This window comes from Faecalibacterium prausnitzii (genome assembly GCF_003324185.1).
Taxonomy (GTDB): domain Bacteria; phylum Bacillota; class Clostridia; order Oscillospirales; family Ruminococcaceae; genus Faecalibacterium; species Faecalibacterium prausnitzii.
On sequence record NZ_PXUP01000010.1, the window covers coordinates 60,299 to 75,528 of the forward strand.

The 15,230-nt window shown below is 61.8% G+C and carries 15 protein-coding genes; 12 read left to right on the plus strand and 3 right to left on the minus strand.

The genetic code is table 11. From position 1 onward, the window contains the following. Nucleotides 1-15: 15 nt before the first annotated feature. The 7 genes from C7J97_RS08330 (at nt 16) to C7J97_RS08360 (ending at nt 9,004) form a co-directional block, all read left to right on the plus strand. The gene (locus C7J97_RS08330) at nt 16-855 is read left to right on the plus strand and encodes a fumarate hydratase (protein ID WP_113992648.1); all 840 of its coding nucleotides are present in this window, start codon (nt 16-18) and stop codon (nt 853-855) included. Nucleotides 856-868: 13 nt separating this feature from the next. Beyond that, a complete protein-coding gene (locus C7J97_RS08335) occupies nt 869-1,423 on the plus strand; it encodes a Fe-S-containing hydro-lyase (protein ID WP_113992647.1) in 555 nt (184 codons plus the stop codon). A gap of 222 nt (nt 1,424-1,645) precedes the next feature. Continuing rightward, entirely contained in the window at nt 1,646-2,035 is a 390-nt protein-coding gene (locus C7J97_RS08340) for a metal-dependent transcriptional regulator (RefSeq protein WP_015537258.1), read from the plus strand. 188 nt (nt 2,036-2,223) lie between these two features. Further along, complete coding sequence (locus C7J97_RS08345) at nt 2,224-3,384, plus strand: GGDEF domain-containing protein (RefSeq protein WP_113992646.1); 1,161 nt, start codon at nt 2,224-2,226, stop codon at nt 3,382-3,384. 384 nt (nt 3,385-3,768) lie between these two features. Continuing rightward, nucleotides 3,769-7,065 carry a DEAD/DEAH box helicase gene (locus C7J97_RS08350; protein WP_113992645.1) on the plus strand — a complete coding sequence of 1,099 codons (3,297 nt, stop codon included), beginning with the start codon at nt 3,769-3,771 and terminating at the stop codon, nt 7,063-7,065. A gap of 15 nt (nt 7,066-7,080) precedes the next feature. Next, nucleotides 7,081-8,070 carry a dipeptidase gene (locus C7J97_RS08355; RefSeq protein ID WP_097785340.1) on the plus strand — a complete coding sequence of 330 codons (990 nt, stop codon included), beginning with the start codon at nt 7,081-7,083 and terminating at the stop codon, nt 8,068-8,070. Between the two features lie 160 nt (nt 8,071-8,230). Further along, nucleotides 8,231-9,004, plus strand: a complete 774-nt coding sequence (locus tag C7J97_RS08360) for a TSUP family transporter (RefSeq protein WP_113992644.1) — start codon at nt 8,231-8,233, stop codon at nt 9,002-9,004. Nucleotides 9,005-9,178: 174 nt separating this feature from the next. On the opposite strand, the gene C7J97_RS08365 is transcribed toward C7J97_RS08360, so the two are convergent. Then, nucleotides 9,179-10,036, minus strand: coding sequence for a DegV family protein (locus tag C7J97_RS08365; RefSeq protein WP_113992643.1), 858 nt, complete (start codon nt 10,034-10,036; stop codon nt 9,179-9,181). A gap of 204 nt (nt 10,037-10,240) precedes the next feature. Here C7J97_RS08365 and C7J97_RS08370 point away from each other — a divergent pair, with 204 nt between their 5' ends. From C7J97_RS08370 to C7J97_RS08385, 4 genes are all read left to right on the plus strand, one after another. After that, on the plus strand, nt 10,241-10,630 hold the full coding sequence (locus C7J97_RS08370) for a CPBP family intramembrane glutamic endopeptidase (RefSeq protein WP_015537264.1): 390 nt from the start codon (nt 10,241-10,243) through the stop codon (nt 10,628-10,630). 13 nt (nt 10,631-10,643) lie between these two features. Then, a complete protein-coding gene (locus C7J97_RS08375; protein ID WP_015537265.1) occupies nt 10,644-11,144 on the plus strand; it encodes a nucleoside deaminase in 501 nt (166 codons plus the stop codon). Nucleotides 11,145-11,678: 534 nt separating this feature from the next. Further along, nucleotides 11,679-12,386 (plus strand): elongation factor P 5-aminopentanone reductase, encoded by a 708-nt coding sequence (ymfI, locus tag C7J97_RS08380; RefSeq protein ID WP_113992678.1) that lies wholly within the window; start codon nt 11,679-11,681, stop codon nt 12,384-12,386. A 51-nt stretch (nt 12,387-12,437) separates the two neighbouring features. Then, complete coding sequence (locus C7J97_RS08385; protein WP_015537266.1) at nt 12,438-13,811, plus strand: sigma-70 family RNA polymerase sigma factor; 1,374 nt, start codon at nt 12,438-12,440, stop codon at nt 13,809-13,811. Nucleotides 13,812-13,877: 66 nt separating this feature from the next. Here the strand turns inward: C7J97_RS08385 and C7J97_RS08390 are convergent, their stop codons facing one another. Both C7J97_RS08390 and C7J97_RS08395 read right to left on the minus strand, forming a co-directional pair. Continuing rightward, nucleotides 13,878-14,228 (minus strand): type II toxin-antitoxin system PemK/MazF family toxin, encoded by a 351-nt coding sequence (locus C7J97_RS08390; RefSeq protein ID WP_005921241.1) that lies wholly within the window; start codon nt 14,226-14,228, stop codon nt 13,878-13,880. A gap of 140 nt (nt 14,229-14,368) precedes the next feature. Then, entirely contained in the window at nt 14,369-14,776 is a 408-nt protein-coding gene (locus C7J97_RS08395) for a holo-ACP synthase (protein WP_113992642.1), read from the minus strand. A 164-nt stretch (nt 14,777-14,940) separates the two neighbouring features. Between C7J97_RS08395 and C7J97_RS08400 the strand changes: the two genes are divergently transcribed. After that, nucleotides 14,941-15,186 (plus strand): IreB family regulatory phosphoprotein, encoded by a 246-nt coding sequence (locus C7J97_RS08400; RefSeq protein ID WP_005921243.1) that lies wholly within the window; start codon nt 14,941-14,943, stop codon nt 15,184-15,186. The last annotated feature ends 44 nt before the right edge of the window (nt 15,187-15,230 follow it).

Below are 15,230 nucleotides of genomic sequence, written 5' to 3' on the forward strand. Positions count from 1 at the left end.
GCGGAGGATACAGGCATGAGAACGATCTCCGCACAGAGCATTACGGATACGGTGGCGCGGCTCTGCATTAAAGCCAACACTCAGCTGCCGCAGGACGTGCAGGCCGCGCTGGAAAAGGCCCGGGCAGAAGAGCCGTGGCCGCTGGCAAAGAACACATTAGACCTGTTGTGGTCGAACCTTGGCGCCGCAAAGGAGAAAGACCTGCCCATCTGTCAGGACACTGGCATGGCCTGCGTGTTCGTGGAGCTGGGCACGGATGTGCACATTGACGGCAGCTTTGAAGCCGCCATCCACGAGGGCGTGCGCCGGGGCTACACCGATGGCTACCTGCGCAAGAGCATCGTGGCCGACCCGCTGCGCCGGGGCAACACCGGCGATAACACCCCGGCGGCCATCACGGTGCATCTGGTGGACGGCGAGGGCTGCCGCATCACGGTAGCACCCAAGGGCTTTGGCAGCGAGAACATGAGCCGCATCCAGATGCTTAAACCCGCCGACGGCGTGGAGGGCTTTAAAAAGTTCGTGGTGGATACCGTGCGTCTGGCGGGCTCCAACCCCTGCCCGCCCATCGTGCTGGGCATCGGCGTGGGCGGCAGCTTTGACAAGGTGGCGTATCTTGCCAAAAAGGCGCTGCTGCGCCCGCTGGATGTCCCCAACCCCGACCCCTACTACGCCCAGCTGGAGCAGGAGCTGCTTACCGCCATCAATGCACTGGGCATCGGCCCGCAGGGCTTTGGCGGCAAGACCACCTGTCTTGGCCTTGCCATTGAGCAGATGCCCACCCATGTGGCGGGTCTGCCGGTGGCGGTGAACGTTTCCTGCCATGTGACCCGCCGCGCCAGCGCGGAGCTGTAAGGAGGGGAGAACGATGGAGTACAGACTGACTACCCCCTGCACTGCGCAGGAGCTTGCCCCGCTGAAAGCGGGGGATACCGTGCTGCTTTCCGGCGTGGTGTATACCGCCCGGGATCAGGCACACAAGCGGATGATGGAAGCACTGGACAAGGGCGAGACTCTGCCTTTTGATCTGGAAGGCAGCGCCATCTATTATGTAGGCCCCACCCCGGAGCGCCCGGGCGAAGTCATCGGCTCGGCAGGGCCTACCACCAGCGGGCGCATGGACGCCATGAGCCCCCGGCTGCTGGATCTTGGCAACAAGATCATGATCGGCAAGGGCAAGCGGGATGCCGCCGTCAAGGCGGCTGTGGTGCGCAACGGCGCGGTATATCTGGCGGCGCTGGGCGGTGCCGGTGCACTGATGGCCAAAAGCGTACAGACGCTGGAAGTGATCGCATGGCCGGACCTGGGCTGTGAGGCGGTGCGCCGCCTGACCGTGCAGGATATGCCCCTGACCGTTGTGCTGGACGCCCACGGCGGCGATCTGTACGAGGCAGGCCCTGCGGCCTATCTGGCCACACGGTAAGGCAAAAACGCCGAGAATTGCACCCTTTGCACAAAACAGGCGCGGTACAAAACCGGCAAAACAGCAGTTCTGTGCAGAAAAATATGGTTAGTTTAACAAAACTTGCTGCGAATTACTTGCATCAACCGCAAAAGTGTGATATCCTTTAACATACGACAGAGGGTACACATCCCCTGTCGGAAAAATCCCCCAGAGGGAATGAGGCAGGAGGCCGGACAAACCATGCAGATCCACCAATCCGCAGAAGATTATCTTGAAACGATCCTGATGCTGAGCCAGCGTATGGGCAAAGTGCGCTCCATTGACGTTGTCAATGAGCTGGGCTTTACCAAAGCCAGCGTGAGCATCGCCATGAAAAAGCTGCGGGAGAACGGCTATATCGCGGTGGACGGCGAAGGCAACCTGACCCTGCTGGAGCCCGGGCTGGAGATTGCTCAGCGCATTTACAGCCGCCACCAGCTGCTGACCCACTTCTTTGTGCAGCTGGGCGTGGACGAGCAGACCGCAGCCGAGGACGCCTGCAAGGCAGAGCACATCCTCAGCGAGCAGACGCTGGAAAAGATCCGCGAAAGCGCCCTGCGCAACGATGCCGCCCATCCGCAGGCAAAGTGATATGATTCCAAGAGACACCGGAACGCCGAAAGACGTTCCGGTGTCTTTTTTGTATGAAATTTTCGGTTTGTGTTGCATATCTGTTACGGATTTGGTACAATAAATCTGTGCGGAAAAGGAACGTTGGAAGAGCGAAAAAGGTGCGGGACGGCGCAAAGCCGCCCTAGGGTAAAGGAGAGCGTTGCGGCATGGATGCGATTGCCCATACTCAGGTCAGTGTGGTCTGTCTGGTCACGCTGGCGGTCTTGCTGCGGGCGCAGCAGAAAATGCGGGATAAAAGTCTGCCCGGGCGGCTGTTCACGGCGCTGCTGTGGTCTGCCGGGGCGCTGACGATCGTAGATCATGGCAGTGCGCTGGCGCAGCTGGGCGCGTGGCAGGATCTGGGCATCCCCCTGACCTACCGGCTGAACGCCGGGGGCAGTATTCTGTTTTATCTGCTGGCGGCGTGCTGCTGCCAGCTGGTGTTTTTGTATGTGGAGGCAGAGCTGGGGCGTACATGGATGGAGGACGGCCGCAGGCTGGCGCTCAGCGCCGCACCGGTGGCGTTGCTTTTGCTGGCGCTGCTGACAGCGCGGGACGAAAACGGCTTCTGCTATCTGGATGCAGAGGGGCTGCGGGGCAGCACCCTGTTCTGGGGGGCGAAGCTGGTGGGGCTTGCCTATCTGGCGGCGGCCTTTCTCCGCTGCAGCTGGACGCTGAGCAACTGGAAGCAGGAAACACCCAAAGAGGAACTGAAGACCCTGCTGCTGCTCGCGCTTGCGCCGGCGGCAGGCTTTTTGCTGCAAGGCTGGCTGCCCGGGCGCGGGCTGCTGTGCTGCGGCATTACGCTGGGGCTGGTGTGCGTGTATGTGCTGGTGTTGCAGACCAAGTTTACGGTGGATACCCTGACCGGCGTCAGCAACCGCATCGTGGCGCTGCGGTATCTGGAAAGCGAACTGCCCTACTACCGCCGTCACCCCAACCGCTCGCTGCACTTCCTCATGATGGACATGGATCACTTCAAGCACATCAACGATGAATACGGCCACCTGGAGGGCGATGCCGCACTGGTGCTGCTGGCGGGCATTTTAAAAAAGGTGTGCGCCAACTATAACGGCGTGCTGGCGCGCTACGGCGGCGATGAATTTTGCATCGCCTGCGGCTGCAACAGCGTGGAGGTGCGCACCCTGATCGCCTCCATCCAGCGGGAGCTGGACGCTGCCAACGCCGCCTCCGGAAAGCCCTACCAGATCGAGATCAGCATCGGCTGCGCCCGTCTTGAGCCGGACATTGCCACCGTGCACGACCTGATCGATAAAGCCGATCAGGAAATGTACCACCTCAAGACCCGCAAGCGCGGAGTTTCCTAAAACAAAGAAGGCACCTGCAACCCTTCCTGTCTGTGCATTGGCACCCGAAGGCGTTTGCGGGTGCTTTTTCTTTGACCTGTTGAGAGCCAAGAAGCAACCCCGCAGTGCGGATGTTTCCGCAGGAAACAGGCACTGCAAATGCCGTTTCCCTCTACGACCCCTCCTGTGAAAAAGCAATTTCGAAACGCCCGCAGGCGTTTCGAAATTGTAAATCAAAATAATTCTTCCGCTGAAAATGGCTAGAGCGTAGCGGAGGCCATTCAAAATCATCCCGCCCCGCGCTTTCTAAACGTTTTTTACCCTTCTGCCCTTGCATCCCGGGGTGGAACGCGGTATTCTTATAAAATAGACCGGAACCGCGACAGCACAGGGGAGGGAGACCACATGGACGCACAGGAGATCCGCACATTGCTGGGCAAGTCTATCTTTGAGCGGGCACAGAAGTACCGCAAGCGCATCCTGCAAAGCAGCTGCACCACCAACGAGGACGGGGTGCGGCACCTGACAGCGCTGGTGCAGGGCAGCGGTCCGGACTGCTATTATACGCAGGTCTGGCTGAGGGAAAACGGCAGCTTTGTCAGCGCCTCCTGCGACTGCCCCTATAACCAGAACGGCGACGGCACCTACTGTAAGCACATTGGCGCGCTGCTGCTGCAGGACGCGGAAAAGAACCCGCCTGCCCCGGAAAAAAAGCCGGAGAGCATCCCCGGGGTGCAGCGGGGCGTGGCAGGCTTGAGCACCGAGCCCCGCAAGGACAGTTACAGCGCCGGGCTGGATATGCTGTTCGGCCGCAAGTGGCGGGGCGAGGAGCCGGAGACCGACTATGAGGCCCAGCTGCTGCTGAAGCGCTACCAGCGGGAGGATGCGCAGCCCCAGCCCCAGAACGCCGCCCAGCGCACCGGCTTTGCTCTGCTGGAACCGGAGCTTACGCCGCACAATGGCCGTATCTGGCTGCGGCTGCGGGTCTCGGATGGCATCGGCAGGCGGCAGTATCTGGTAAAAAGCATCCCGCAGTTTCTGGATGCGATCGAGCGGGGCGAAAGCGTCAGCTACGGGAAATCGCTGGCCTTTGTGCACCGGTGGGACGCCTTTGCCCCGGATGCACAGCAGCTGCTGCGGCTGCTGCGCCGTCAGGTGAGCGCCCGGCAGGCGTTTGAAGCCGAGGGCACCATGCGCTCCGGCTGGGAGAAAGGCCCGGCGGGCAGTCTGCCGCTGACCGGCGAGGGGCTGGATGCCCTTGTAGAACTTTACGCCGCCGAGGGCGTCGTGGGCGGCTATACCCTTAAAGAGGGCTTGCCGGTCATCAGCCTGAAGGTGGAACGCCGCAAGGGCGGCGTGCAGCTGAGCTGCACCCCGGCGCTCAGCGGGGTGCAGGGGCTGGACTATGCCTATCTGCTGGGCGAAAGCACCCTCTGGCGGATGCAGCAGGAGGAATGCCGCCGGGTGCTGCCGGTGCTGGAGACCTTTGGCGGGCGCAGCTTGTTCTTTACCAGCGCGGACGCCGCCGCTTTTTGCAGCTATGTGCTGCCGGAGCTGGGCAACCGGGTCAACATCGTGGACCCCGACCGGCTGCTGCTGAACCAGATCCCGCTGGAACCGGTGGTGCAGTTTTATCTGGATGCCGACCGGGGGCTTACCGTCACGGCCTACCCGGTCTTTCTGTACGGAGAGGACCGGGTAGCCCCCGGCGAGCCGGTGCCGCCCGACCTTTTGCGGGATGCCCGCACCGAGAACCGGGCAAAGCGGCTGCTGGAAACCTATCTGGAACCCGAGACCGGCAAGCCGGGGCATTACAGCATTTCCGGGGAAGAAGCTCTTTTCCAGCTGCTGGAAGAGGGCATTCCCGCCCTGCTGGCCATGGGCGAGGTGTACCAGACCGATGCCTTCCGCAACTTACAAGCCGCCCCGCCTAAAATTTCGGTGGGGGTGTCGGTGCACGGCAGTGTGCTGGATCTGGAGGTGGACACCGGCGCGTTCCCGGTGGAGGAACTGCGGGAGCTTTTGCAGTCCCTGCACCAGAAAAAGCGCTACCACCGTCTGCGGGACGGCAGTCTGCTGCGGCTGGACGACAGTCTGGAAGGGCTGGACGAGCTGAACGACACGCTGGAGCTTTCCGGTGCAAAGTTGAAGGACGGCCACGCCGCCTTGCCGCTCTACCGCGCCCCCACGCTGGACTGGGCGCTTTCGGGGCAGAACGGCCTGCGGTTCGACCGGGACGATGCTTTCCGGCGCATCAGCCGCAGCTTCCACGCCGTGCGGGACAGCGAATATACCCCGCCGCTCTCGCTGCAAAAGACTCTGCGCAAATATCAGCGGGACGGCTACCGCTGGCTGCGCACGCTGGACGGCTACGGCATGGGCGGCATTCTGGCGGACGATATGGGTCTGGGCAAGACCGTGCAGGTGCTCAGCTACCTGCTGGCCATGAAGGAGGGCGGGCAGCAGCTGCCCAGCCTCATCGTCTGCCCGGCGTCGCTGGTGCTGAACTGGCAGGAGGAATGCCAGAAGTTCACCCCGCAGCTGCAAAGTGTTGCCATGGACGGTGATGCCGCCCACCGTGCCGCGCTGGTCGATGGGTGGGCGCAGGCGGACATCGTCATCACCAGCTACGACCTGCTGCGCCGGGACGAAAAACTGTATGCCGGGCAAAGCTTTTACGCCTGCATTCTGGACGAAGCGCAGGCCATCAAAAACCACACCACCCAGAAATACAAGGCGGTGTGCCGGGTGAACAGCCGGGTGCGCTTTGCCCTGACCGGCACCCCGGTGGAGAACCGCTTGGGCGAACTGTGGAGCATCTTCTCCTTTTTGATGCCGGGGTATCTGCCCCCCTACAAGACCTTCTGCGCCCGGTTTGAAAAGCCCATCGTGCAGGACGAGGATGCCAACGCCGTGCGGCGGCTGAACCAGTTCACCGGCCCCTTCATCCTGCGGCGCATGAAGTCCGAGGTGCTGCGGGAGCTGCCGCCCAAAACGGAGAATGTGCGCCGCGTTGAGTTGGAGACCGAGCAGCGCAAGCTGTATCTGGCAGCGGTGGTGGACGCCCGCGAAAAGCTGCGGGCGGCAAAGCCGGAGGACAAGATGACCGTGTTCGCCGTGCTGATGCGGCTGCGGGAGATCTGCTGTGACCCGCGCCTCGTGGCGGACGACTGGACCGGCAGCAGCGCCAAGCTGGAGGCCTGTCTGGAGCTTGTCACCGAGGCGGTGGCGGGCGGACACCGCATTCTGCTGTTCAGCCAGTTCACCTCCATGCTGGAGCTGCTGGCAAAGCGGCTGGACGAGGCCGGGGTGAGCCACTTCACCCTGCAAGGCTCTACCCCGAAGCCGGTGCGTGCCGAGCAGGTGCGCCGGTTCAATCAGGGCGAGGCAGACGTCTTTCTGATCTCGCTGCGGGCGGGCGGCACAGGTCTCAACCTGACCGCTGCCGATATCGTCATCCACTACGACCCGTGGTGGAACCTTGCCGCGCAGAATCAGGCCACCGACCGCGCCTACCGCATCGGTCAGCGCAACCCGGTGCAGGTGTACCGGCTGATCGCGCAGGACACCATTGAGGAAAAGATCGTGGAGCTGCAACAGGCCAAGCAGTCGCTGGCCGACACCGTTACCGGCGGGGCAGACGGCGCGATTTTGTCTATGAACCCCGAACAGCTGCTGCAGCTGCTGGGAGAAGAAGCATAAAGGAGTGTATCCATCATGAAGGTTTGGGATCTGCATTGCGATACCCTGTACGAACTGCGCCGCGCCGAAAAGGCGGGCGCACCCAAAAGCTTTTTGCACAACGATCTGCATATCGACCTTGAAAAATTGCAGCAGGGGGATTATCTGCTGCAATGCTTTGCGGCCTATGTGGATCTGGCCGACCCCGCTCCCGGGGCCGACCCGCTGGTAAGCGTGCTGGAAGAGATCGACATCTTCAAGCGGCTCATGGCGGCTTACCCGGAAAAGATCGCCCCGGTGTACACCGCCGCCGACCTTGAGCGCAACCGCGCCGAGGGCAAACTCAGCGCCATGCTGACGGTGGAAGAGGGCGGCTGCTGCAAGGGCAGTCTGGGCGTGCTGCGGCGGCTGCAGGAGCTGGGCGTGCGCATGATGACCCTGACATGGAACTACCCCAACGAGCTGGCAGCCCCCAACGCAAACCCCGGCGGGCCGCTGGTGGCCAACACCGAGACCGGTCTGACCGAGCGGGGCTTTGCCTTTTTGGAGGAGATGGAAAAGCTGCACATCACCGCAGACGTGAGCCACCTTTCCGATAAGGGCTTCTGGGACATCGCAAACCACAGCACCCGTCCCTTTGCGGCAAGTCATTCCAACTGCCGTGCCCTGTCGCCCCACAACCGCAACCTGACCGATGAGATGATCCGCGCACTGGCAGAAAAGGGTGGCATTGCAGGGCTGAATTACTGCGCTTCCTTTGTGGACGCAGACTCGGCACATCCGAAGCTTTGCCGCAGCACGGTGGAACGGCTGGCAAAGCACGCCGCACACTTCAAGCAGGTGGGCGGCATTGAGGTCATCAGCCTTGGCAGCGATTTTGACGGCATTGGCGGTCAGCACGAGCTGGAAACGGCGGCAGATATGCCGCTGCTGGCCGAGGCACTGCGCCGCGAGGGCTTTACCGAGGACGAGGTGGAGGCCATCTACTGGCGCAACGCATACCGCTTCTTTAAAAACAATCTGTAATAAAACGGCTTAAAATTGCAAAAAAATGCCCGGAGATGCCCTGCTGTGTGCGGGTGTCCCGGGCTGTGTATTGCCCTGCGAGGGGAGGTTTTATATGGTCTGAGGCGCGCGTCCCCTGAAAAAGAACAAACGACTTGGAAAGATAAGAGGAATTATAACAATGGGTATCACAATCTCGCCGTGGATGATGGCGTTTCTCATGCTGATGACCGGCTTTGCAGGCTTTGTGGATTCGGCAGCCGGCGGCGGCGGGCTGATCAGTCTGCCGGCCTATCTGTTTGCCGGGCTGCCGCCCCACTACACCTATGCCACCAACAAGTTCAGCGCCGCTTGCGGCACCACCTTTGCCACGGCAAACTTTTTCAAAAGCGGTGCCATGAACGTGAAGGTGGGTGTTCTTGCAGCCATCGGCAGCTTTGCGGGCAGTGCGCTGGGCGCGCACATCGTGCTGCTGCTCAGCGATGAGATGCTGCGCACCATGATGTTCATCATCCTGCCGGTGGCGGCGGTCATCATTCTGTGGCAGCGCAACCTGCCGGACGAGAACCGGGACGACGGCACGCTGGACCTGAAAAAGATTTTACTGGCGCTGGCCATCGGCTTTGGCATCGGTCTGTACGACGGCGTCATGGGCCCGGGCACCGGCACCTTTGCCATCATTGCCTTTACCACCCTGATGGGCTTTGACCTGCGCACTGCCAACGGCAACGGCAAGGTGCTCAATCTGGCCAGCAACTACGCCAGCCTGTTCACCTACCTGATGAACGGTCTGGTGGTGTTCCACATCGGCATCCCCTGCGCCGTCAGCAACATTCTGGGCAACCTGCTGGGCTCCCATTTTGCCCTGAAAAAGGGTGCCCGCTTTATCCGCCCCATGATGCTGGTGGTGCTGGTGCTGCTGCTGGGCAAGCTGATCTCGGACGCGGTGCTGTAAGGGCAAGGCGGGACGATTTGGAATGGTCTCCGCTTTGCTCTGGCCATAATCAGCGGAAAGAATATTTTATTTGTAGTTCCGAAACGCCTGCGGGCGTTTCGGAACTACTTTTTCACGGGTAAAAATAAAGTCGGGCAGCCCGCGGGCTGTCCGACTTGTTTTTGCGAATAGGTTTTATTCCAGCGTCAGCTCTTTATCAAAGAACGCGATGCCGAATGCGCCGGGGCCGGTGTGGGTGCCGATGACGCAGCCGATCTGGCGCACCAGCGGTGCGTCCAGATGCAGGTTGTCCTGCAGGTAGGTCAGCAGCGGCTGCAGCTCCCGGTGGTTGACGGTGTAGCCCAGCAGCGGGGTGTAGTCCGGGTGGATGCCGCCCATCTCGTCGATCTTTTTGAACAGCGCCACATACACGCCGGGCAGACCGCGTGCTTTACCGGCCAGCGCCACCTTGCCCTCTATGACGGCGAGGATGGGCTTGATGCCCAGCATACCGCCCGCCACAGCGGCGGCGGCGGACAGTCTGCCGCCCTTGCGCAGGTACTTCAGATCGTCCACGGCAGCTACCAGATGCAGGTGCTGCTTGGCCTTTTCCAGATCGGCGGCGATCTGGGTGATCGTCTTACCGGCGTCCCGCAGCTGCACAGCCAGCCGCACCAGCAAGGACTGCCCCAGACAGACGTTCTCGGTGTTCACGAACACCACATTATCCACGTTGGCAAGGTCGGCAGCAAGTCTGGCGCACTGACCGGTGCCGGACAGCGCATCGGACAAAAAGATGCCCAGCACCTCGTCCCCGGCGGCAGCAGCGTCCAGATACAGCCGCTCGAACTGCTCCGGGCTGGGCTGGCTGGTGGTGGGCAGCTTGCGGCAGGCTGCCAGATGGGTATAGTATTCGCTGGGGGTCATGTCGATGCCGTCCCGCAGGACGGTGCCGTCCTCCAGCGTCACGTTCAGGGGGATCACGGTCACGCCCAGCTGCTGCGCCTCGGCGGGCAGGATGTCGCAGGCGGAATCGGTGAGGATACGGATCATAATAATACCTCCGGTCTACCGGTAAAATACAGTATACGCAACGCTTTTATCAAAAAGGTTGGAAATTATTATACCACCATTTAGGGCGATGTGTCAATGATTTGCATAAATTTGCCGCGACAGAACGCCCAAACCTTGCGCACCCGGCGGCAGATATGGTACTATAACCGGGAACGAATCACAGCAGGAGGAGGGAGACCGACCATGCACAAGCTGAACCCCCGCACCGCCGCGCTGCTTTCGGCCTTTGGCTGGGCGGTGGGGTATCTGCTGGCGGGCAAGGTGCTGGCGGTGTTGCTGCCCGTGCCGCCCGGCGGCGCGGCGCGTTTCTGCCGGGTCTGCCTGCTGGCTCCGCTGGCGGAGGAAGGGGTGTTCCGGGGCGCAGTGCAGCGCCGGGCGCAGCCGCTGGGCAGGGGACAGGCTATTCTTTTGCAGGCGGTGCTGTTCGCCTTGCAGCACGGCAGCGCTGCCGCCATGGCCTATGCGCTGGTGTGCGGGCTGGGTCTGGGGTGGCTGGCCGACCGCACCGGGCATCTCTGGCCGGGGGTGCTGCTGCACAGCGCAAACAATCTGCTGGTGCTGGCGATGGGATGAGAGGATGGAATACATGACCGATTTTGAACTGATGGGTCTTGCGCTGGAAGAAGCCGCCAAAGCCGCCGCCTTGGGCGAGGTGCCGGTGGGCGCGGTGGTGGCGCGGCACGGCGAGGTGATCGCCACGGCGCACAACACCCGGGAGACCGAGAAAAACGCCCTGCACCACGCGGAGCTGCTGGCCATCGACGCTGCCTGCAAGGCGCTGGGCGGCTGGCGGCTGTGGGAGTGCGAGCTGTTCGTCACCTTAGAGCCCTGCCCTATGTGCGCGGGCGGCATCATCAACAGCCGTCTGCGCCGGGTGGTGTACGGTGCTGCCGACACCAAAGCCGGGTGCTGCGGCTCGGTGACCGACCTGTTTGCGCTGCCATTCAACCACCATCCGGTGGTGGAAAAGGGGCTGCGGGAGGCCGAGGCGCAGCAGCTTTTGCAGGCATTTTTTGTTTCCCTGCGGGAAAAGCGGGCGGGCAGACCCCGCTGGAAGCCCCCGGTGCCCGAAAACAGGGGAAAATAAGGAAAAATAGTGGGAACTGCGTAAAAAATTGCAGTTCCCACTTTCTTTTTGGGCTGGATTGTGGTATATTATTCAATGGAATCTTGTCGAAACCCATCGCAACTGCAGGCAGGCACGCCAAAGCACCGGACCTTTGCCGGACACATAAACGGAACGCTGCACTGTCTGGGGATGGGCACAGGGTTTTTCCGGTTTGGGCACTGCGCCCGGCCGAGAATACCGAACAGGAGGGATACACTCTTGTACGAGGACGAGTTTGAACTGACCTTTCAGGTGCCGGAGGAAGAGAGCGCACCGGAGCCCCTTGCCGCACCGGCCGCAAAGCCGGCAGCGCCGGTGGAGCCGGTCGCGGACGAGCCTACCCGCATCATGACGCTGGGAAAAACGGCAGCGCCTGCGGTGGACGAGCCCACCCGGGTGATCACGCTGGAAAAGCCTGCAGAGCCGCCTGCGGTGGAGCTGCCCGAAGAGCCTGCGCCGGAGCCTGTAAAAGAGCGGCCTGCCCCTGCCGCACCCGCTACGGCGCGCCGGGTACTGATCTCCGGCGGCGACCGGGGCATCGGTGCTGCCGCTGCCCGCGCCTTTGCGGCAGCAGGGTATCAGGTGGCGGTGCTCTACCATCAGAACGCCGCCGCTGCCGCTGCGCTGGAACAGCAGCTGCCCGGGTGCATCGCCATCCAGTGCGATGTAGCCAGCCGCGCCAGCTGTGAGCTGGCGTTCCATGCAGTGGAGCAGGCCATGGGCAGGGTGGATGTGCTGGTGTGCAACGCCGGCATCGCGCAGCAGAAGCTGTTTACCGACATCACCCCGGAGGAGTGGCAGCGGATGCTGGACGTGAACCTGAGCGGTGCGTTCTATTTGTGCCAGCTGGCACTGCCCGGCATGATCCGCCGCAAGCAGGGCCGCATTCTGACCGTGAGCAGTATGTGGGGCCAGACCGGCGGCAGCTGCGAGGTGCACTATTCCGCCGCGAAGGCCGGGCTCATTGGCCTGACCAAGGCACTGGCGAAGGAAGAGGGCCCCAGCGGCATTACCGTGAACTGCGTAGCGCCCGGGGTCATCGAGACTGACATGATGGCGGCTTTTACCGCCGAGGACAAGGCGGCGCTGGCCGAGGAGACCCCTGTGGGGCGACTGGGCACCCCGGAAGAAGTTGCAAAGCTGCTGGTCTTTTTGGCCGGCGAGGATGCCGGATACATCACCGGACAGGTGTTCGGGGTGAACGGCGGCCTTGTGATCTGATGCACAGGGCAATATTACAGGAAATTCCCCGGAGCGGGAAGGAGAGAAAAAATGGGCATGACTTTGAAGGAACTGTTGACTAAGGGCGAGGGCACCCTCTCTGCACAGGAGGCCAAGGCGCTGGCGGCACAATGCCGCATGGATGTAGACACCCTCTACACCCTGCTGGAGGAGCGCGGCATTAAGGTCCTGGAGGAAGAGAACGAGCCGAGTCTGGACGTGGACAGCATCATTGCTGAGGTGGAGAATGCCGAGAACAACAACGATGACATGGGCCTTGCCGATGAAAACGAAGAGGATGCCGAGGAGAACCCGGCAGACCTGAAGGCTGCCATGGACGAGCTGCTGGACGACCCGGTGAAGAACTACCTCAAGCAGATCGGTCAGATCCCGCTGCTGAGCGCCGAGCAGGAGGTGGAGCTGAGCCGCCGCATCCATGCCGGTGCCGAGGCTGCACACATTTTGCAGGCAGACCGCCAGAAGTATGGCGCACCGGAGTACATCAAGAAGAACAGCGCCCGCTTCTCCTTTGAGGAGGACGAGAACAGCCGCAGCTACACCGAGGATCTGGACGAGGACGGCGAAAAGTCTGCCGAGGATGCCGAGGAAAAGGCAGACGAGGAAAAGGCCATGGAGGCCGTGGAGAACGGCCCCCTGAGCGAGGAACGCCGTCAGGAGCTGCTCAAGACCCGCCGCGACGGCCTGAACGCCCGCCGCAGCCTGAGCGAGGCAAACCTGCGTCTGGTGGTGTCCATCGCCAAGAAGCATGTCGGCCATAATCTGGCCTTCCTTGATCTCATTCAGGAGGGCAACATCGGCCTGATCAAGGCCGCCGAGAAGTTCGACTGCGACCGCGGCTTCCGCTTCTCCACCTATGCTACCTGGTGGATCCGTCAGGCCATCACCCGCGCTATCGCGGATCAGGCCCGCACCATCCGCATCCCGGTGCACATGGTGGAGACCATCAACCGGATGCGTCAGGCCACCAACCAGCTGGTGTACCAGAACGGTCACGAGCCCACCCCGGAGGAGCTGGCAAAGGCCATGGATATGAGCGTGGAGCGCGTGCGCGAGATCCAGCGCATGGCACAGGAGCCTGCAAGCCTGGAAAGCCCCGTGGGTGAGGAAGAGGATTCCTCTCTGGGCGATTTCGTCGCGGACGAAAACGCCGAGGCACCCGGCAAGGCAGCCGACCGCGCCATGGTGGCACAGCAGATCAATCTGGCACTCAAGAGCCTGACCCCCCGCGAGGAAAAGGTCATCCGCCTGCGCTTTGGTCTGGATGACGGCCGCCCCCGCACGCTGGAAGAGGTCGGCCGCGACTTCGGCGTCACCCGTGAGCGTGTGCGCCAGATCGAAGCCAAGGCCATCCGCAAGCTGCACAGCCGCAAGTGCCTGACCCTGCTCAATGGCCTGATCGAGTAATACTAAAAAATAGAGACACCGGAGCGTCTGTGGACGCTCCGGTGTCTCTGCTTTATAAATGAATTTTCAGTACGAGCTCAGCCCAAGGCTTACGTCCAGTGCCTGATCCACCCGCTTCTGGTCGGCGGCGGTGATCTGCCCGGCGCGCTCCCGCAGGCGGTGCTTATCCAGCGTGCGGATCTGTTCCAGCAGCACCACGCTGTCCTTGGCAAGGCCGGTGTCTGCCGCCCGGATGTTGATGTGGGTGGGCAGGCGGGTCTTGTCCAGCCGGGATGTAATGGCTGCCGCGATCACAGTAGGGCTGTGCCGGTTGCCGATCTCGTTCTGTACGATCAGCACCGGGCGCACACCGCCCTGCTCCGAGCCCACCACCGGCGAAAGATCGGCGTAGAAAACTTCTCCTCTGTGTACCTCCATGGAATCTCCCTCCTGTTTGTCTGGAGGATGTGCCCCGCTATGTGATGCGTCCGGCGCATCCTGTCTGCTCTCAGTATGCGCAGGCGGGGTGCGGCTTATGCAGTGCGGGGGCGATATTCCATTGTATGCACAAAGGGTGGTCAGCTTTCCTCTTCCAGCATGCAGAAGGCCAGCGCCATGCCGCCCTCGTGGCTCAGGGAGAGCCGGGCGCGCAGCCGGTGCTGCGCCACCCATGCGGCGGTCTGCCCGCTGAAGCGGTAGGCCGGGGCACCGTTTTCCTGCCGGACGGCCTCGATCTCACATAGAGAAAAGGGTTCCCGCAGGCCGGTGCCCGCCGCTTTGAGAAAGGCCTCCTTGGCGGCAAAATCTGCGGCGGCGCTGGCAAGACGATGGGCATTCAGCGGCGTAGGGGAGGCCTCCAAAAGCCCCAATGCCGCCTGCTCGGCCGGGCCGTACACCCGGCGCACAAAGGCCGCCGCGTGGGCAGAGGAAAGGCTTTTTTCCAGATGGGAAAGGCTGCACAGGTCGCAGCCGATGCCGTAAAGCATACAAAGGCTCCTTTCGCGGGCAGAATGCCGCCCGGACATCGTTCATCTTGCCGGAACAATGCTGGAAATTTTGTGCAGGATGTGCAAATCCAGCGTAATTATCTTGAAGTTTCGGCGCATTTCGTGTACAATGGGACTAGTTTCAACCGAAGGGGGTGTATTGCGTGGGAGACGCAACCGCGATTTTCTCCATCCACGATAAAAAGGACTATGAGATCCACGAGATCGTACAACAGGTGTATGATGCTTTGAAGGAAAAAGGCTATAACCCGGTCAATCAGCTGGTGGGCTACATTTTGTCCGAAGACCCTACCTACATTACGACCTATAAGAATGCCCGTGCCATGATCCGCAAGGTGGATCGTGACGATCTGCTGCAGGCTATGCTGCGCAGCTACCTCAACGTGTAATACGGTCCTTTTCAGCCCCGCTGTCTTGCAAGACGGCGGGCTTT